The sequence below is a fragment of the Micromonospora sp. NPDC049081 genome, assembly GCF_040648835.1.
GTDB lineage: Bacteria > Actinomycetota > Actinomycetes > Mycobacteriales > Micromonosporaceae > Micromonospora > Micromonospora antibiotica.
Genome location: NZ_JBEZEK010000007.1, coordinates 80,217 through 97,969, shown reverse-complemented (window position 1 = coordinate 97,969; position 17,753 = coordinate 80,217). Strand labels below are relative to the sequence as shown.

The window sequence follows — 17,753 nt, the reverse complement described above, 5'->3', positions numbered from 1 at the left end:
ATCAGACCGATCCGGTACGCGACCAGTCGTGCAACGCCACCGCCTCGGTCGCCTCCGCCGCCGCCCGCTCGGTCCAGGGCGACATCGACGCCGTCCGGGGCCGGGGCACCGGTGCCAGCATCGGTACGTAGACCCGGGCGTCGACCACCTCCGCCAGCTCCAGCGCCGCCACCAGACTGCTGGGCCGCTGCCGGGGGTCGTCGTCGAGGCAGCGCCGGCACAGGTCCACCACCTCGGGTGGCAACCCCGCGATCGGTGGCAACGGTTCCGCCGTGATCTTCCACCGGGCCCCGACCAGTTGGGTGGCGGTGGTCCCCGCCGCGTACGGCAACCGGCCGGTGAGGCTGTAGTAGAGCAGGACCCCCACGGCGTACATGTCGGCGGCGGGGGTGGCCGGCTGCCTGTCGAACTGCTCCGGGGCCAGGTAAGCCGGGGTGCCCACCACCATGCCGTCCGGGCTGCGGTCGGGGGCCCCCGCCGGGGTGGCGATGCCGAAGTCGAGCACCTTCGCCCCCGACGGGGTGAGCATGACGTTGGCCGGTTTGACGTCGCGGTGCACGATGCCGTGGGCGTGCGCCGCGGCGAGCCCGGCGGCCACCTCGGCGCAGACCCGCACGGCGATGCGCCAGTCCAACGGCCCGGCCCGCAGGTGCGCGGCGAGGGTCTCCCCCTCCACCAGCTCCATCACGATGTACGGCATCTCCCGGCCCGGCAGCGTCGTGGAGGTGCCGAAGTCGTGGACGCTGGCGACGTTGGGATGCACCAGCCGGGCGGCGGAGCGGGCCTCGGTCCTGATCCGCTCGACGGAGGCCTCCTCACCCCGGTGGGCGGGGGACATCAGCTTGACCGCGACCGGCCGGTCCAGCACGACGTCGTGCGCCCGCCAGACCTCCGACATCCCACCCATGCCGATGCGCTGTTCGAGCTGGTACCGCCCGGCGAGCGTCCTCATCGACCCGCTCCTGTCCATGCCGACCGCGTCGCCGGGATGGCGATGGCGCTGCCGAGCCGGTACCCGGCCGCTGCGCAGGGCAAACCGTCCGCCCGCCCCGGTGGACCCCGGAACCGCCAGGTGCCGGCCGATCCGTGCGGCCTGCGTCGTGTGCCCTCCGTCGTACGGCGTCCGTCGTGTGCCCCCGGCCCGGCCGGGCGTGCGGTAGCTTGCCGGGGTGGCCGGCGTACCGTCGGCCCACCACCGGGAGGGTCGATGGGCGAGGTGACCGTACGCTTCCTCGGTGGGCCGGCACACGACCTGGTCAGGGCGTTGCCAGCCGACCCGGCGGGCGCACCGCCGGTGCGTTGGGTGCTGCGCCACCCGGACACCCCGCCGGCCCCCGGTGGAGGCGGCCCCGACCACCTCTACCAGCGGGACCCGGCGACCGCCGACGGGGTCTGGACGATGTCCTTCGTGCACACCTACCCGCTCGGCGCGGGCCAGTAGCGGCCCACAGAAGCACGATCGGCCCACCCGACCCCGTCCGGCCCGGTACGGTCGAGCGGGGCCGCCGCACGCGCACAGCCGGCACACAGGATGCGCATAGGTCAGGACCAGCAACCGGTCCCACGATGGGGGCATGGTGACCGACGGGCAGACCGTACCGAACCGGATCGAGCTTCGCCGTCCCGACGGCGAGCCCGTCCGGGTGCTGGTGGTCGACGACGAACCCACCCTGACCGACCTGCTCTCGATGGCACTGCGCTACGAGGGCTGGCAGGTGCGCAGCGCGGGCAACGGAATGGCGGCGCTCAGCGCGGCCCGGCAGTTCCAACCCGACGCGGTGGTGCTCGACGTGATGCTGCCCGACCTGGACGGCTTCCAGGTGCTGCGCCGGCTGCGCGAGCAGACCCCGACCGTGCCGGTGCTGTTCCTGACCGCCCGTGACGCGGTCGAGGAACGGATCGCCGGACTGACCGTCGGCGGCGACGACTACGTCACCAAGCCGTTCAGCCTGGAGGAGGTCATCGCCCGGTTGCGCGCCCTGCTGCGACGTACCGGCTTCGCGGTGACCGCCCGGGAGGAGGCCGTGCTCACCGTCGGCGACCTCACCCTCGACGAGGACAGCCACGAGGTACGCCGGGGCGACGACCTGATCACCCTGACCGCCACCGAGTTCGAGCTGCTGCGCTACCTGATGCGCAACCCGCGCCGGGTGCTGAGCAAGGCGCAGATCCTCGACCGGGTCTGGAACTACGACTTCGGCGGGCAGGCCAATGTGGTCGAGCTGTACATCTCGTACCTGCGTAAGAAGATCGACGTGGGACGCCGACCGATGATCCACACCTTGCGCGGCGCCGGTTATGTCCTCAAGCCCGCGCCGTGACCCGGTCGCCCTGCTGCGCCGGCTGTCCGGCGCGGTCCGGGGGCGGTGGTTGGCCGGTTGGTCCCTGCGCCGCCGGTTGGTGCTCACCGTGGTCGCGCTGCTCGCGCTGGTCAGCGTTGGCATCGGCGGGCTGACCACGGTCGCGCTGCGGCACTTCCTGATCAGCCAGGTCGACAGCCAACTCGTCATGGACAACCGCCGCTTCGACAGCCGGCTGCCCTGGGAACGGCCCCAGGACCAGCCGCGTCCCCTCGACCAGATCGCCGGTCGGCAGGGGCAACCCGACCCACCGCCGACGTTCCCGATCGGCTCGGTCGGGCTGCGGGTCACCCCGCAGGGGGAGACGTCGGCCCGCATCCGTAGCAGCTCCGGGGCGACCGAGGCGCTCACCGCCGCCGAGGTCGCCCCGCTGACCCGGCTGCCCACCGACCGCGCACCGCACACCGTCGCGCTCGGCGACCGTGGCGACTACCGGGCGGTGTCCCGACGGCTCCCCGACGGCGACATCCTGATCTTCGCCTATCCGCTGCACATGGTGCAGGAGACGGTGTGGTGGATGGTCGCCGCCCAGGCGGGCGTCGCGGCCGCCGGCCTGCTGGTCGCCGGCAGCCTGGGTGCGCTGATCGTCCGGGCCACGCTGCGCCCGCTGCACCGGGTGGCGGCCACCGCCGGGCGGGTCGCCGAACTGCCCCTGGACCGGGGCGAGGTGGCCCTGTCGGTGCGGGTGCCCGCCGTCGACACCGACCCGCGTACCGAGGTGGGGCAGGTGGGCGCGGCGCTGAACCGGATGCTCGGTCACGTCGCCGCCGCGCTCGCCGCCCGGCAGGCCAGCGAGACCCGGGTACGCCAGTTCGTCGCCGACGCCTCGCACGAACTGCGCACCCCGCTGGCCGCGATCCGGGGCTACGCGGAGGTGGCCCGCCGGGGCCGGGACCAGGTTCCCCCGGACGTCGCCCACGCGCTGCGCCGGGTCGAGTCCGCCAGCACCCGGATGACCAGCCTCGTCGACGACCTGCTGCTGCTGGCCCGGCTCGACTCCGGCCGGCCGCTGGCCACCGGCCCGGTCGACCTGACCGCGCTGGTGGTGGACGCGGTCAGCGACGCCCACGTGGCCGGCCCCGAACACCGGTGGCAGCTCGACCTGCCCGACGAGGCGGTGGAGGTGCCCGGCGACGCCGTCCGGCTGCACCAGGTGGTGGCGAACCTGCTGGCCAACGCCCGGGTGCACACCCCGCCCGGCAGCACCGTCACCACCCGGCTCGCCCCGATGCCCGGCGCGGTGCAGATCAGCGTCACCGACGACGGCCCCGGGGTGCCGGCGGAGCTGCGCGAGGAGGTCTTCGAACGGTTCGCCCGGGGGGACAGCTCGCGGTCCCGGGAACACGGCAGCACCGGCCTCGGCCTGGCCATCGTCGCCGCCGTGGTCGAGGCCCACCACGGCACCGTCGCGTTGGAGAGCCGGCCGGGCCGCACCGTCTTCACCGTACGGCTGCCGGACTCCCCCGCCCCCGCGCCCCCGGCCTCGGACCCGCCGACACCGGCACGTCCCACCGCCCCCGCGCCGCAGGTTTCCGTCGCGCCCGCGCGGTCGGACGGCGACGGGCCCGCGTCCCCGGATTCCACAGCGCACGCATAGCCAGGGCACGGGATCGACCCAACCAGCCCGGCCAGGCTGACCGCATGGACAGAACCGAGAGCCTGCTGACGACGCCGGCCAGCCCGCCGGACGCCGCGACCGTACCGCCGTCGGGCCCGCCCGACGCCGCGACCGAACCGCCGGCCCGGTCGGCGACCGTCCACCCGGACGCGGGCGACGCGCCCCCACCACGGGACCCGCGCTGGGTCAGACCCGCGCTGGCCGTGCTGCTGCTCGGCACCGCCCTGCTCTACCTGTGGGGCCTGGGGGAGTCGGGCTGGGCGAACTCGTTCTACTCGGCGGCCGTGCAGGCCGGTGCGGAGAGCTGGAAGGCGTTCTTCTACGGCTCCTCCGACGCGGCCAACTCGATCACCGTCGACAAGACGCCGGCCTCGCTGTGGCTGATGGCCCTGTCGGTACGGATCTTCGGGCTGAACAGCTGGGCGATCCTGGTGCCGCAGGCGCTGCTCGGCGTCGCCTCGGTCGGCGTCCTGTTCGCCACCGTCCGCCGCTGGTACGGCCCGGCCGCCGGCCTGATCGCCGGGACGGTACTGGCGCTCACCCCGGTCGCCACCCTGATGTTCCGGTTCAACAACCCGGACGCGCTGCTGGTGCTGCTGCTCGTGCTCGGCGCGTACGCCACGGTGCGGGCGGTGGAGACGGCCAGCACCCGGTGGATCGTGCTGGTCGGGGTGCTGGTCGGCTTCGGCTTCCTCACCAAGATGCTCCAGGCGTTCCTGGTGGTCCCGGTCTTCGCCGGGGTCTACCTGCTGGCCGCGCCGACCGGTTTCTGGCGGCGGATCCGGCAGCTGCTGCTGGCCGGCCTGGGCCTGGTCGTGGCCGCCGGGTGGTGGGTCGCGACGGTGGAGCTGGTCCCGGCCAGCGCCCGGCCCTACATCGGCGGGTCGCAGGGCAACAGCATCCTGGAGCTGACCCTGGGCTACAACGGTCTCGGCCGGATCACCGGTGACGAGGAGGGCAGCGTCGGCGGCGGCGCCCGGATGGGCGGCGGCGGTGGGCCGTTCTCCGGGCAGACCGGCTGGTTGCGGATGTTCGACACCGAGGTCGGCGGCCAGATCTCCTGGCTGTTGCCGGCCGCGTTGATCCTGCTCGTCGCCGGCCTGGTGCTGGCCGGGCGGGCGGCCCGCACCGACCGCCGGCGTGCCGGGCTGCTGCTGTGGGGCGGTTGGCTGCTGGTCACCGGGCTGATCTTCAGCTTCATGTCCGGCATCTTCCACGCGTACTACACGGTGGCCCTGGCCCCGGCGGTCGGCGCGCTGGTCGGCATCGGCACTGTCCTGCTCTGGCGGGAACGCCGGGCCGCCGCCCGATCCGCCACCCCGGTCACCGGTACGGCGACGCCCGCCGCGCCGGTCACCGCGTCGGCTGTCCACCCGGGACCGACGCCGGGGGCCGACCTCGGGCCAGCGCAGCCTGCCGCCGGCCCGGCACAGCCTGCCGCCGGTGTCGTGCCGACTGTCGCCGGTACCGCGTCGGGGGCCGGTGGTCGGCGGTCCGCCCGGTGGCGGGGGGTGTTCGCCACCGTCGTCCTGGCCGGCACCCTCGCGGTGACCGCCTGGTGGTCCTGGACCCTGCTCGGGCGCAGCCCCGACTTCCACCCCTGGCTGCGCCCGGCCGTGCTGGTGGTCGGCCTCGCCGTGGCGGTGCTGATCCTGGCGGCCCGACTGCTGCCCCGGCGGCTGGTGCCGGTGGCGCTGGCCCTCGGCGCGTCGGCCGCGCTGGCCGGCCCGGCGGCGTACGCGGCGCAGACCGCCGGCACCCCGCACACCGGGTCCATCCCGAGCGCCGGCCCGGCCGTGCAGGGCGGCTTCGGCCCGGGGCGTGGCGGACCCGGCGGCCGGATGGGCAACGGTATGGAGTTCCCCGGTGGCGGCTTCCCGGGCGGCAACCGGCCCGGCGGCACCGGCCAGAACGGTCAGCCTCCCGGCTTCCCCGGTGGTACCGCCGACGGCGGCACGGGGCAGTTCCCCGGTTTCCCCGGTGGCACCGGCCAGAACGGTGGCACGGGGCAGTTCCCCGGTTTCCCCGGCGGCACCGGCCAGAACGGCGGCCCGGGGCAGGACGGCGGCACCGGCCGCAACGGTGGCACGGGTCAGGACGGTGGGCGTACCGGGGGTGGCCAGGGGCGCACCGGCGGCGGGATGGGCGGGTTGCTCGACTCCCGCGAGCCGAGTGCCGCGCTGAAGGCGCTGCTGACGGCCGACGCCGACGACTACACCTGGGTCGCGGCGGCCGTCGGCTCCAACAACGCCTCCGGATACCAGCTGGCCACCGGTCGTCCGGTGATGGCGGTCGGCGGCTTCAACGGCAGCGACCCGTCGCCCACCCTGGCCCGGTTCCAGGAGTACGTGGCCGCCGGGAAGATCCACTACTTCGTCGGCGGGGGCGGCTTCCGGGCCAACGGGGGCAGCTCCGCCTCCCAGGAGATCGCCGCCTGGGTCGCCGAGACCTTCACCGCGCAGACCGTGGACGGGGTCACCGTCTACGACCTGACCAGTGCCGGACAGGAGGCACAGGGATGACCACGATCGGCAGCCCCCGACCCGCCGTCGAGACCCGGACCGACACCCCCACCGCCGTGCTCGACGTGGTGGTGCCGGTCTACAACGAGGAGACCGACCTCGGTCCCTGCGTACGCCGGCTGCACGAGCACCTCAGCACGCACTTCCCGTACCCGTTCCGGATCACCGTGGCGGACAACGCCAGTGTCGACGGCACCCTCGCGGTGGCCGAGGCGCTCGCCGCCGACCTCCCGCACGTCGAGGTGCGGCACCTGAGCGCCAAGGGTCGGGGCCGCGCGCTGCGGGCCGCCTGGTCGGCCTCGGACGCCCCGGTGCTGGCCTACATGGACGTGGACCTGTCGACCGACCTGGCCGCGTTGCTGCCGCTGGTCGCCCCGCTCATCTCCGGTCACTCGGACCTGGCCATCGGCACCCGACTGGCGCGGACCTCCCGGGTGGTGCGGGGCGCCAAACGGGAGGTGATCTCCCGGGCCTACAACCTGCTGCTACGGGGTGCCCTCGCGGCCCGGTTCTCCGACGCGCAGTGCGGTTTCAAGGCGATCCGCGCCGACGTGGCCCGGGAGTTGCTGCCGTTGGTGCAGGACACCGGATGGTTCTTCGACACCGAGTTGCTGGTGCTCGCCCAGCGGGCCGGGCTGCGCATCCACGAGGTGCCGGTGGACTGGGTCGACGACCCGGACAGCCGGGTGGACATCGTGGCCACCGCCCTGGCCGACCTGCGCGGCATCGGCCGGCTGGGGCGGGCCCTGCTCACCGGGGCGTTGCCGCTGGCCACCCTGCGCGCCCAGTGGGGCCGGGCACCGCTGGCCGGGCAGCCGGCGCGGGTGCCGGTCGGGCTGCCCGGCCAGTTGGCCCGCTTCGCGCTGGTCGGGGTGGTCAGCACCGTGGCGTACCTGGTGCTGTTCGTGGCGACCCGGGGGGTGCTCGGCGCGCAACCGGCGAACCTGGTGGCGCTGCTGGTGACCGCGGTGGGCAACACCGCGGCGAACCGGCGGCTCACCTTCGGCATCACCGGTCGCCGGTCGGTCGGTCGGCACCACCTCCAGGGCCTGCTGGCCTTCGCCCTCGGACTGGCGTTGACCAGTGGTGCGCTCGCCGCGCTGCACGCCGTCGGCACCCCGGCCCGGCCGGTCGAACTGGCGGTGCTGGTGGCGGCGAACCTGGCCGCCACGGCGCTGCGGTTCCTGCTGCTGCGCCTGGCGATGCACCACCGCCGGCGCTGACCGTCGGGCGGCGACGCGTCGTGGCCGCCGTACCCCGCACGACCGGACCCCGGCACCGGACCGGGCGGCGCGGGGCACGGGCGGATCCGGACCGGGCGGACCTGGTCCGGGTGGCGCGGGGCACGGGCGGATCCGGTCCGCGCGGCACGGCGGGTGCCGGCCGACCGGGCCCGCCGGGCGGCCGTCAGTTCAGCGGTGTGCCCACCCGGGACACCGCCGGCAGCGCGACGGTACCCGCCACCGCCCTCGTCGCGTCGGGGAGGAAGTCGGCGGTGGTCGCCCGGACGACCAGCTCCGGGGCCAGCCGCACCGACGTGGTGCTGCCCGAGTCGAGCAGGGTGAGCAGGGCGTGCAGCGCCTGCGAGCCCATGTCCCGCAGCGGGGTACGGATCGAGGTGAGCGGCACCAGGAGCTGGGCGTCCACGTCGATGTCGTTGTACCCGACCACCGCCACTTCCCGACCGACCCGCAGGCCGTGGTCGCGCAGGGTGCCCATCGCGCCGATCGCGGCGAAGTCGTTGACCGCGAAGACCCCGTCGGGACGACCGGAGCCCAGCAGCCCGGCCATCGCCGAGGCCCCACCGGCGACGTCGAAGGTGGACGGTGCGACCCACCGGGGGTCGACCGGGACGCCCTGGGCCTTCGCCGCGGCGAGGAAGCCCGCGACCCGGTCGGCGGAGGTGCTGGCGTGGCCGGGGCCGGCGATCACCGCCAGCCGCCGGCAGCCCACGTCGATCAGGTGCTCGGCGGCGAGCCGCCCACCGAGGCGGTCCCGGCCGGTCACCGACGGGAAACCCCGGGAGGCCCGGCTGACCAGCACGAACGGCACCCCGTCGGCGGCCAGCCGGGCCAGCATCGGGTCGTTGCGGCGGGCGTCACCGATGATCAGCCCGTCCACCCGTTCCCCGATCAACCGCTGGATGCGCAGCGCCCGCGCCTCGTCGTCGTCCCAGCTGCTGCTGACCACCGCCTGGTAGCCGGCGGCGGCAGCGGCGGCGTCGATGCCCTCGAAGACGGTGGCCAGCACGATGTCGGTGATCCGGGGGACCAGCACGCCGATCACCCCGGTCTTGCCGCTTCGCAGGCTGGCCGCCCAGCGGTCCCGGTGGAACCCGAGCTGCTTGGCGGCCTCCACGATCCGGGTCGCGGTCGCCGGGGCGACCCGCACGTCGTCGCCGCGCAGCACCCGGGAGACCGTGGAGACGTGCACCCCGGTGAGGCTGGCGACATCGCGCAGGGTCACCCGTTTGTTCACTGTGCCTCCCGTGCCGGACCGGTACCCGTACCCGGCAACCTAGCTGAGATGACTGCCCCCGTTCACATCGAAGGTCATGCCGGTGACCGTGGCGCAGGAATCGGAGAGCAGGAACAGCACGATGTCGGCGATCTCCTGTGCCGAGGAGACCCGGCCCAGCGGCATCCGGGCCCGCAGACCCGCCTTCTGCTCGGCGGTGAGCCGGTCGTGCATCGGGGTGGCCACCGGGCCGGGCGCGACGGCGTTGACCCGTACCCCCTGCGGTCCGAAGTCGACGGCCAGGTGCCGCATCAGGCCCAGCACCCCCGCCTTCGCCGCCGCGTACGCCGTGCCCGACAGCCGGGTGCCGCCGTCACGGGCGTTGAGGCTGCTCATCAGCACCAGCGACCCGCCGCCGGCCGCCGCCATCCGGGGCACCACGGCCTGGCTGACGACGAACGCGGCGGTGAGGTTGTTGCGCAGGGTGCGTTCCCACTCGGCGAGGCTGGTCTGTTCGATGCCACCGGAGCTGACCACCCCAGCCAGGTGGGCCACCCGGCGCGGGGTGCCGATCGCGTCGACGAACTCGCCCACCGCGACCGGGTCGGCGGCGTCCACGCCGGTGGAGACGTCCAGCACGTGCACCGTCTCGCCCCGGGCGCGGGCGGCGGCGACCACCGCCGCGCCGATGCCGCTGGCCCCGCCGGTCACCAGCAGGCTCACGACGTACCGCCGAGGATCTCGTCGCGGGCCCGCCGGTAGGCGTCGGAGAGCAGCATCTCCGGCTGGGAGTAGACGACGAAGCGGACGCCCCGGTCGATCCAGCGGCGGGCCTCCTCGGCGGAGTAGGCCAGCATGCCGGCGACCCGGCCGGCGGCGACGACCCGCTCGACGAAGTCGACCGCGTGCTTCTCCACCTCCGGGTGGGTGGGCTGGTAGCCCAGGCCCAGCTTGACCGACAGGTCGGCCCGCCCGAGCATCAGCACGTCGAGGTCGGCGGCGAGGATGTCGTCCAGGTTGGCCAGCCCGGCCGGGGTCTCGACCAGGGCGACGACGGTGGTGTTCTGCCCGGCCCAGGTCAGGTAGCGGTCGAAGTCGCCCCGGGCGGTGCCGTGCCCGGCGGCCCGCGCCGCCGAGCACAGCGTCCGGTCACCGACCGGCGGGTAGTGGGTCAGCCGGGCCGCCTCGACGGCCTGCGCGCCGGTCTCCACCAGCGGCAGCACCACCCCACCGGCGCCGCTGTCCAGGGACCAGAGCAGGTCCTTCTCCTCGATCCGGCGCAGCCGGACCAGCGGGGTGGTCCCCGCCGAGCCGGCCGCCCGGACCATCGCCAGCACGCTCTGCTCGTCGGCCGCGGCGTGCTCGGTGTCGACGACCAGGAAGTCGTAGCCGAGGGCGCCGAGGATCTCGCCGATCGCCGGTTCCTGGAGCAGGGTCAGGCTGCCGAGGGCGACGCCACCGTCGCGCAGCACCTCGGCCAGCCGGCTCGGACGGGGATACATCAGGACTCCAGCTTCTGCACGCCGCCGCAGTCGCGGTTGGCCGGCACCTCGCCGACGATCTTCAGGGCGGCGTCGACGACGGAACCGTCGTGCCACTCACCGACCTCCGGCAACTTTTCGATGATCTTGTTGTCGAGCAGCCACTTGCCGTCCTCGGCGGTCACCGTGGCGGTGTCCACCCGACCGTTCGGGTCCATGTACGGCCACTGGTCGGTGCCGTACAGCTTGGTGATCGTCTCCGCCGGCACCTTGGTCCGCTCAGCCACGATCTTGATGACGTCGTCCTTGTTGGCCGGGTCCTGGTAGTAGCGCACGCCCTCCAGCCAGCCGGCCATCCACCGGGCCGCGACCTCGGGCCGCTTGCTGATGAAGTCCTGCGACATGGTGATCAGGCCCTGCTCCTGGTTGGGCGCCACCTCGTTCATCGCCAGCACCCGCTTGGCCTGCCCGTCGGTGATGAGCTGGTACGCCAGCGGCTGCACCACGAAGCCGGCGTCCACCGCACCGCTCTTGAGCGCGTTGGCCGTGTCCGGGTAGCTCAGGGTGACGATCTGCCCCAGGTCGGACTGCTTCAACCCGACCTCACCCAGCGCCCGGTCCAGCCAGTACTCGGTGGTCGAACCCTTGGCCAGGATGGCGACCTTCTTGCCCTTGAGGTCGGCCACGCTCTTCAGGCCGCCGTCGAAGGCCTGGGTACGGGCCAGCAGGAGGTTGTCCGACGCACACCGGTACTGCTGCCGGTCGGCCACCGCCCGCACCCGCAGGCCCTGGTTGACCGCGTTGAACAGCGCGCCACCGGTGCCCGGGATGTTCACGTCCAGCTTGCCCTGACCCTGCACCGCGAGCCGGGAGTAGATGTCGGCGTTGCTGAACTCCACCTCGACCTGGTGCTTACCGAAGAAGCCCTTCGCGTCGGCCACCATCATCGGCGCCAGCGAGAGGATCTCCAGCGAGTTGACCGTCACCTTGTCGGTGCCGTCGGCGCCCTTCGACTCCGCGTCGTCACCGCAGGCCGCGGTGCCGAGCAGCAGGCTCGCCCCCAACAGCGCGGCGATGACACCTTTTTGCTTGATTGTCATGATTGGCCCTCCGTCCAGCTGAAGAAGCGCCGCTGCACGCGCAGCGTCACCGTGGTGAGGAAAAAGCCCATCGCCGCGATCACCGCGAGCGTGGCGTACATGTTGTCGATCTGATAGATCTGCCAGTACCGCCAGGTCATCGACCCGACGCCGTCACTGGCGGCGAGGAACTCACCGGCGATCGTGCCCAGCAGGGCCAGCCCCGCGGCCAGCCGGATGCCGGCGAAGATGGACGGCAGGGCGCCCGGCAGCACGATCTTCCAGAGGATCTGCTGCCGGCCGGCGCCCAGGTTGCGGGCCATCAGGATCAGCCGCTCGTCGACCTGGAGCACCCCGGACATCGCGTTCACCACCGCCGGGAAGAACGAGATGATCCCGGCGAGCACCACGATCGGCCGTCCGCCGGTGCCGAAGATGACCAGCAGCAGCGGCAGGATCGCCACCACCGGGATCGGGTACGTGATGGCGATCAGCGGATCGATCAGCACCCGAACCCACCGCGACCGTCCCATCGCGATGCCCAGCAGCGTCGCCGGGATCACCCCGAGCAGGAAACCGAGCAGGATGCGCTGGGCGGTGATCCCGACGTTGGGCAGCAGCTCCCCGGAGGAGAACAGCTCGACCAGGGCCTGCACGCACTCCGACGGGGCCGGGAAGAAGGTCTTGTCGATCAGCCCGGCCATGCTGCCGCCCTGCCACAGCGCCAGCACCACGACCACCGGCACCATGCTGCCCAGACCGCTGCTGAGCAGCTTGAAGCCGCGACCCGGCGGGCGTTCCGCGCGGGGGTCCACCGCGTAGCGGACCACGGGTTCGTCGGGCGCCCGCTCCCGGGTCGGCACGCTCTGCTCGCTCATCGGTCCCCCTTCGCTTCCGCCCACTCGGCCGCCAGGGTGGCGTCCCGCAACTGCGCCCACAGGTGGCGCTTCAACTCGGTGAACCGCGGGTCCAACTCGACGTCGCGGGTACGCGGCCGGGGGAACGGCACCCGGATCTCCTCGACCACCCGGGTCGGCCGGGGCCCGAGCACGATGATCCGGTCCGCCAGCAGCAGCGCCTCCTCGATGCTGTGCGTGATGAACAGGACCGTCTTGCGGTGCTTCGACCAGACCTGGAGCAGCTCGTCCTGCAACAGGGTCCGGGTCTGGGCGTCCACCGCCGCGAACGGCTCGTCCATCAGCAGGACCTCGGGGTCGCTGGCCAGGGCCCGGGCGATCCCGGCCCGCTGGCGCATCCCGCCGGACAACTCGTGCGGCTTGTTGTCGGCGAACGCCTCGATGCCCATCATCGTCAGGTGCTCCCGGGCCACCTCGCGCCGCCGGGCGGCGGGCACCCCGCGCAGCTCCAGCCCGAAGCCGACGTTGTCGGCGATGGAGCGCCAGGGGATCAGCGCGTAGTCCTGCCAGACGATCGAGGTGAGCGGGCCGGCGGCGGTGCGCTCGCCGACGAAGCGGATCTCCCCGTCGTCCGGCCGGCGCAGCCCGCCGAGCAGGCCGAGCAGCGTCGACTTGCCGCACCCGCTGGGCCCGATCACGCAGACGAACTCCTGCGCCTCGATCGTGGTGCTGAGGCTGCCGACCACCGACAGTCGGCTCCCGTCGGCCCGGGGATAGCCCTTGGCCACGTTGTCGATCTCGATGCGCATGGTCACTGCCCTCCGTGGGCCGGCAGGTCGGAGTAGTTGTGGTGCCACCAGTCGGCGATGTCGCGTCGCCTGGCGAACCAGACGCCGGGCAGGTCCTGCGCCCAGGCGATCAGGTCACGCAGCGCGGAGGCCCGCCCGGCCTGGCCGATCAGCCGGGCGTGCAGCCCGATCGAGATCATCTTGGGGGAGGTCTCGCCCTCCTCCCACAGGTACTCGATGCCCCGCCGGCAGTTCTCGAAGAAGTCCGTCGGGTTGCCGTAGCCGGGGCTGAAGGCGAACCGGCCGTCGTTGTAGGTGTGGGTGTACGGCACCACCAGGTGCCGCTGATCGGCCACCTGCACCCAGTACGGCAGGTCGTCGTTGTAGGCGTTGGAGTCGTAGCGGAAGCCGCCCTCCTCGACCAGCAGCCGCCGCGTGCGGTCCGACGGGGCGTACCGGGAGTACCAGCCGACCGGGCGTTCCCCGGACAGCTCGGTGATCGTCGCCACCGCCTGCCGGATCTCCGCGCGTTCCTCGTCCTCGGTCATCCCCGACGGCTCCCGCCAGCGCAGACCGTGCGAGCAGATCTCGTGCCCGGCGTCGACGAACGCCTTGGTCAGCGGCCGGTTACGGGCCAGCGCCTCGGCGCAGCCGTAGACGGTCACCGGGGTCTGCGTGCGGTCGAACAGCCGCAGCAACCGCCACGCCCCGGCCCGGCTGCCGTACTCGTAGACCGACTCCTGGGACAGGTCACGGTGCTCGGCGCTGGTCGGCGTGTACGAGATCTCGCCGACCCACTCGTTGACGCTGTCGCCGTCGAGGAGGCTGTGCTCGGCGCCCTCCTCGTAGTTGAGGCACAGGCTCACCGCCACCCGGGCACCACCGGGCCATTCGACGCGGGGCAGGTCCGCGCCGTAGCCGATGAAGTCCCGCTCGGTGCCGGGTTCGACTCTGATCACCATGACGTCATGTCCTTTCTGCCGGATGGGCCGGGCCCAGCGGGAACCGGCGGCGGGCCGCCGTTCGGATTCGGTGCCCCACCCCGCACCAGCGCGGTGAGGTCTCGCAGTCGGGTCGCCCCGGGGGCCCGGGTCAGCCCGTGCAGCAGCTCGGCCGCCCCCGCCGGCACCCCCGGCGTACGCAGCAGCGCGGCGTCCACGGCGGCCATCTCGCCGGCCGTCATCGGGTCCTCCCGGTCACCGTGGTGGAACCGGGCCCGCCCGGTCAGCCGGGCCCCGCTGCGGGTGGTCACCTCCACCACCGCCGGTCGGCCCGCCGGATATCCCTGGTCCAGCCCGGGGTCGTGGCGTACGGTCACCCGCTCGGCGAGGCGGGCCGCGCGGGCCCGCCGGTCGTCCGCCGGCCCGTCCGGGGCACCCGGGTCGCTGCCGACCAGCCCGCAGGCGACCACCCACGGGATGCTGAACTGGCGGGCCAGCCGGCCGACCGGACGACGCTCGGCGAGCAGGGCCGCGCCCGCGTAGGTGTCCACGGTCACCGTCGCCACCTCGTCGGCCGTCAGGTCCCGGGCCATCGCGCGGGCCACCGTCCACCCGGTCAGGGTGTGCGCGCAGACCCCCACCGGTTTGTAGTAGGCGTCCGGCAGCAGCGGTCGGGATCCCAGCGCGCCGTCCACCGGCCGGTCGGTGCCGCCGTGGTGGACGGTCCGGGCGAGGTGCGGCAGCGCCGGACCGGTGGCCGGGAACCCGGCGTCGGCGAGCCGGGCGACGGTCAGCCCGTTGGCGGTGCCGAGGGCGGGCAGCAGGTAGTGGGCGGCGTGTCCCCGCCGGGTGTCGGCCTCGGGCCCGGCCAGCGCCACGGTCAGCGCCAGGTTCACCGTGTCGGTGACCCCGGCGGTGTCCTGACCGGTGACGATCCCGGCGGCGGCCGCCGCCGCCCCGGTGCCCCACCCACCGTGCGGGTGCACCCCGGGGCGGGGTGCGCCGAGGAGCAGACCGAGCCGGGCGCCCACCTCCCAGCCGACCGCCAGCGCCCGCAGGAACACCCGCAGGCTGTGGTCGTCGGCTTCGGTGGCGGCCAGCGCGGCGGCGTACGCGTGCAGCCCGGGGTGCCCCCGGGATTCGCGCAGGCCCTCGTCGCACTGGCTGACGGTGATCGCCGCCGCCGTCACCGCCGCCGCCCGTGCCGGCTCGTCCGTCCCGCCCGGGGCGGCCAGCAGCGTGCACCGGCCGTGCGGGTCGCCGGGGGTGTCGAGCCCGGAGGGCAGGTGCCCCCGGGCCGCGACGGCGTTGGCGGTCAGCCGGGCGGCCACCTGCCGGACCAGCACCTGTCCAGTGCCGGTGGCCAGCAGCGTGTCGGCGGCCTCGACGGCACCGGCGACGAGCGTGGCCAGCACGTCGCCGCGGGCATCCCCCCGCCGGTGGTCGGTCACGGTGTGATCACCTGCTTGCCGAGCACCCGCCGGTCGGCGAGCGCCTGGTGGGCCCGGCCGGCGTCGGCCAACGACAGGACCGCGTCGACCCGGGGGGCGAGCTGTCCCGCCGCGACCAGCCCCAGCACCCGGGCGATCTCGTCGGGACGCTGGCTGCGCGAGCCGCGCAGCTCGTACTCGTTGCGGAAGGTCTCGATGAGGTCGAGGTGCGGGTGCTCCCCGGCGTGGCCGCCGCCGACGATCAGCCGGCCGGTGGGGGCGAGGGTGCCCAGCGCGGCCTCGAAGACGTCGCCGCCGATGTGTTCGACGATCACGTCGAAGCCCGCGCCCCCGGTGATCTCCCGGGCCTCGGCGGCCCAGTCGGGATTCCGGGTGCTCAGCACCGCGTCCGCGCCGAGCGAGGAGACGAAGTCGGCCTTCGCCGGGTCGCCGATGAGGCCGACCACCCGGGCGCCGCCGAGCTTGGCGAGCTGCACCACCGCGTGCCCGAGCCCACCGGCGGCGCCCGGGGCGAGGACCCACTCGCCGGGGGCGAGTCGACCGATGGAGTACAGGGTGCGCCAGGCGGTGCCGAAGGAGATCGGGGTGGAGGCGGCGACCACCGGGTCGAGGTCGCCGATGTCGAGCAGGCCGCGCGCCGGGGCCACCGCGTGCCGGGCGTAGCCGCCCCACCTGGTGATGCCGGGCATGTCGGCGTTCGGGCAGAGGTTGGCCCGGCCGCCCAGGCAACGGGGACAGGTCCCGCAGGGCGTGTTGGGCAGCACCAGCACGCGGTCGCCCGGGGCCCGGTCGGTGACCCGGGAGCCGAGCTGCTCGACCACGCCGACGACCTCCCGGCCGAGCACGTGTGGCAGCCGCAGCGGCATCCGGGACACCCCGCTGCGCAGGTCGGCGTCGAGGTGGTTGACGGCGACCGCCAGCACCCGCAGCAGGACCTCGTCGGGGCCGGGTTCGGGTAGGTCGACCTCGGTGAGGGTGAGCGTCTCGGGGCCGCCGTACCCGTTCATGGTCACTGCTTCGGTCTTCACGCGTGACGTCCTTCCACCATGGTGCGCAGGGCTGCCGGTACGGCGCCGGGTTCTTCGACGGCCAGGGCGAGGGCCAACGCCACCCGGGCCTGGGTGCCGGTGAGGTCTCCGGCGAAGAGCGCGCCGGCGCGGGCGAGGGTCGCCCCGCCGCCGGCGTAGACCGGGCGGACCCGGCCCGCCCCGGTCCGGCTGGTGATGACCACGGGTACGCCGCGTCGGCCGGCCTCCGCGAGGGCCTCGGCGACCGCGGGTGGGGCGTTGCCCGCGCCGAACGCCTCGACCACGATGCCGGCGGCACCGGCGTGCAGCGACGCGTTCAGGTGGGTGCCGTCCACACCGGCGACGAGCTTGACCAGGTCCACCCGGGGAAGTGCGGTGGGGACCGGTCGGTCGGCGTAGTGGCTGCCCCGGGCGGCGGTGGAGACGCGGAGCACGCCGTCCGGGTCGACCAGGGCCAGCACCCCGGCCGTTCCACCGGAGAACGCCGACACCGCCGAGGTGTGCACCTTGCGGCTCTCCACCGCGGCGTAGGCGACCCCGCCCATGACCGTCGCCGCGCCGACCGGCTGCGGGGCGGCGACGACCCGGATCGCGTCGACGAGGTTGCGTCCGGCGTCGGAGTCGGGCTCGTCGGCGCTGCGTTGCGCGCCGGTCAGCACGACGCGGGCGTCGGGGCCGGTGAGCTGCCCGGTCAGGTAGGCGGCTTCCTCCAGCGTGTCGGTGCCGTGGGTGACGACGACGCCGGAGAACCCGTCGGCGAGCTTGGCCCGGACGGCCCGGACGGTGCCGAGCATGTCGTCCAGGGAGAGCGCGAAGCTCGGCCGGCAGGACAGGTCGAAGCCGTGGATCTCCACGCCGGCCGGGACGGTGACGTTCTTCAGCAGGTCCGTGACGGAGTCGGTCACGGCCAGGCCCTCGTCGGGGTCCCACCGCGACGCGATCGTCCCACCGGTTGCCAGAACCGCGATCCGCACCAGCCACACCCCCTTGCGCAAACGATTGCTCAACTGGGTGATGACAGTTGCACAAACGTTCGCCCTGCACAAGAGCTGCGGGAACGCGGAAGCGAGGAAGTTATGCGATGGCGATCTGCCAGGTGACGGCCCGGTGTCCGTCCTGTTTCGGTGTCCGCCGTCGTCCGGTTCGGGCCGGTGGCCGGTGGCGTGGCGCG

Annotated in this window: 16 protein-coding genes; 5 read left to right on the top strand and 11 right to left on the bottom strand. The window is 74.0% G+C overall.

What is annotated here, in order from left to right; genetic code table 11:
- Position 1 precedes the first annotated feature (1 nt).
- Positions 2-952, bottom strand: a complete 951-nt coding sequence (locus tag AB0B63_RS13210; protein ID WP_357017845.1) for a serine/threonine-protein kinase — start codon at positions 950-952, stop codon at positions 2-4.
- Positions 953-1,207: 255 nt separating this feature from the next.
- On the opposite strand from AB0B63_RS13210, the gene AB0B63_RS13205 reads away from it, so the two are divergent.
- The 5 genes from AB0B63_RS13205 (at position 1,208) to AB0B63_RS13185 (ending at position 7,723) form a co-directional block, all read left to right on the top strand.
- The gene (locus AB0B63_RS13205; protein ID WP_357017842.1) at positions 1,208-1,441 is read left to right on the top strand and encodes a hypothetical protein; all 234 of its coding nucleotides are present in this window, start codon (positions 1,208-1,210) and stop codon (positions 1,439-1,441) included.
- Positions 1,442-1,574: 133 nt separating this feature from the next.
- The gene (locus tag AB0B63_RS13200; RefSeq protein ID WP_208566344.1) at positions 1,575-2,321 is read left to right on the top strand and encodes a response regulator transcription factor; all 747 of its coding nucleotides are present in this window, start codon (positions 1,575-1,577) and stop codon (positions 2,319-2,321) included.
- Positions 2,299-3,957, top strand: coding sequence for a HAMP domain-containing sensor histidine kinase (locus AB0B63_RS13195; protein ID WP_357017838.1), 1,659 nt, complete (start codon positions 2,299-2,301; stop codon positions 3,955-3,957). Before AB0B63_RS13200 ends, AB0B63_RS13195 begins: the two co-directional genes overlap by 23 nt.
- Before the next feature lie 44 nt (positions 3,958-4,001).
- A complete protein-coding gene (locus AB0B63_RS13190) occupies positions 4,002-6,500 on the top strand; it encodes a glycosyltransferase family 39 protein (protein WP_357017835.1) in 2,499 nt (832 codons plus the stop codon).
- On the top strand, positions 6,497-7,723 hold the full coding sequence (locus tag AB0B63_RS13185; RefSeq protein ID WP_357017832.1) for a glycosyltransferase: 1,227 nt from the start codon (positions 6,497-6,499) through the stop codon (positions 7,721-7,723). The genes AB0B63_RS13190 and AB0B63_RS13185 overlap by 4 nt, the downstream gene beginning before the upstream one ends.
- Before the next feature lie 184 nt (positions 7,724-7,907).
- On the opposite strand, the gene AB0B63_RS13180 is transcribed toward AB0B63_RS13185, so the two are convergent.
- From AB0B63_RS13180 to AB0B63_RS13135, 10 genes are read right to left on the bottom strand one after another with little or no spacing between them, the layout of a single operon-like run.
- On the bottom strand, positions 7,908-8,978 hold the full coding sequence (locus AB0B63_RS13180; protein ID WP_208566340.1) for a LacI family DNA-binding transcriptional regulator: 1,071 nt from the start codon (positions 8,976-8,978) through the stop codon (positions 7,908-7,910).
- A gap of 39 nt (positions 8,979-9,017) precedes the next feature.
- Positions 9,018-9,680, bottom strand: coding sequence for an SDR family oxidoreductase (locus AB0B63_RS13175; protein ID WP_208566339.1), 663 nt, complete (start codon positions 9,678-9,680; stop codon positions 9,018-9,020).
- The gene (locus AB0B63_RS13170) at positions 9,677-10,459 is read right to left on the bottom strand and encodes an aldolase/citrate lyase family protein (RefSeq protein WP_208566338.1); all 783 of its coding nucleotides are present in this window, start codon (positions 10,457-10,459) and stop codon (positions 9,677-9,679) included. The genes AB0B63_RS13175 and AB0B63_RS13170 overlap by 4 nt, the downstream gene beginning before the upstream one ends.
- Positions 10,459-11,538: an ABC transporter substrate-binding protein gene (locus AB0B63_RS13165; RefSeq protein WP_357017829.1), complete on the bottom strand. Its 1,080-nt coding sequence runs from the start codon at positions 11,536-11,538 to the stop codon at positions 10,459-10,461. Before AB0B63_RS13165 ends, AB0B63_RS13170 begins: the two co-directional genes overlap by 1 nt.
- A complete protein-coding gene (locus AB0B63_RS13160; RefSeq protein ID WP_208566336.1) occupies positions 11,535-12,395 on the bottom strand; it encodes an ABC transporter permease in 861 nt (286 codons plus the stop codon). The genes AB0B63_RS13165 and AB0B63_RS13160 overlap by 4 nt, the downstream gene beginning before the upstream one ends.
- Complete coding sequence (locus tag AB0B63_RS13155; protein WP_232377477.1) at positions 12,392-13,183, bottom strand: ABC transporter ATP-binding protein; 792 nt, start codon at positions 13,181-13,183, stop codon at positions 12,392-12,394. The genes AB0B63_RS13160 and AB0B63_RS13155 overlap by 4 nt, the downstream gene beginning before the upstream one ends.
- A 2-nt stretch (positions 13,184-13,185) precedes the next feature.
- Entirely contained in the window at positions 13,186-14,124 is a 939-nt protein-coding gene (locus AB0B63_RS13150; protein WP_208566335.1) for a polysaccharide deacetylase family protein, read from the bottom strand.
- A complete protein-coding gene (locus AB0B63_RS13145) occupies positions 14,118-15,554 on the bottom strand; it encodes an MmgE/PrpD family protein (RefSeq protein ID WP_357017825.1) in 1,437 nt (478 codons plus the stop codon). Before AB0B63_RS13145 ends, AB0B63_RS13150 begins: the two co-directional genes overlap by 7 nt.
- Positions 15,551-16,582: an alcohol dehydrogenase catalytic domain-containing protein gene (locus AB0B63_RS13140; RefSeq protein WP_357017822.1), complete on the bottom strand. Its 1,032-nt coding sequence runs from the start codon at positions 16,580-16,582 to the stop codon at positions 15,551-15,553. The genes AB0B63_RS13145 and AB0B63_RS13140 overlap by 4 nt, the downstream gene beginning before the upstream one ends.
- Entirely contained in the window at positions 16,579-17,589 is a 1,011-nt protein-coding gene (locus AB0B63_RS13135) for an asparaginase (RefSeq protein WP_357017820.1), read from the bottom strand. Before AB0B63_RS13135 ends, AB0B63_RS13140 begins: the two co-directional genes overlap by 4 nt.
- Positions 17,590-17,753: the final 164 nt, after the last annotated feature.

Coding starts and splice junctions, on each gene's coding strand:
- AB0B63_RS13210 (WP_357017845.1), bottom strand. CDS start 952: ATGAGGACGCTCGCCGGGCGGTACCAGCTCGAACAGCGCATCGGCATG.
- AB0B63_RS13205 (WP_357017842.1), top strand. CDS start 1,208: ATGGGCGAGGTGACCGTACGCTTCCTCGGTGGGCCGGCACACGACCTG.
- AB0B63_RS13200 (WP_208566344.1), top strand. CDS start 1,575: ATGGTGACCGACGGGCAGACCGTACCGAACCGGATCGAGCTTCGCCGT.
- AB0B63_RS13195 (WP_357017838.1), top strand. CDS start 2,299: ATGTCCTCAAGCCCGCGCCGTGACCCGGTCGCCCTGCTGCGCCGGCTG.
- AB0B63_RS13190 (WP_357017835.1), top strand. CDS start 4,002: ATGGACAGAACCGAGAGCCTGCTGACGACGCCGGCCAGCCCGCCGGAC.
- AB0B63_RS13185 (WP_357017832.1), top strand. CDS start 6,497: ATGACCACGATCGGCAGCCCCCGACCCGCCGTCGAGACCCGGACCGAC.
- AB0B63_RS13170 (WP_208566338.1), bottom strand. CDS start 10,459: ATGTATCCCCGTCCGAGCCGGCTGGCCGAGGTGCTGCGCGACGGTGGC.
- AB0B63_RS13165 (WP_357017829.1), bottom strand. CDS start 11,538: ATGACAATCAAGCAAAAAGGTGTCATCGCCGCGCTGTTGGGGGCGAGC.
- AB0B63_RS13160 (WP_208566336.1), bottom strand. CDS start 12,395: ATGAGCGAGCAGAGCGTGCCGACCCGGGAGCGGGCGCCCGACGAACCC.
- AB0B63_RS13155 (WP_232377477.1), bottom strand. CDS start 13,183: ATGCGCATCGAGATCGACAACGTGGCCAAGGGCTATCCCCGGGCCGAC.
- AB0B63_RS13150 (WP_208566335.1), bottom strand. CDS start 14,124: ATGGTGATCAGAGTCGAACCCGGCACCGAGCGGGACTTCATCGGCTAC.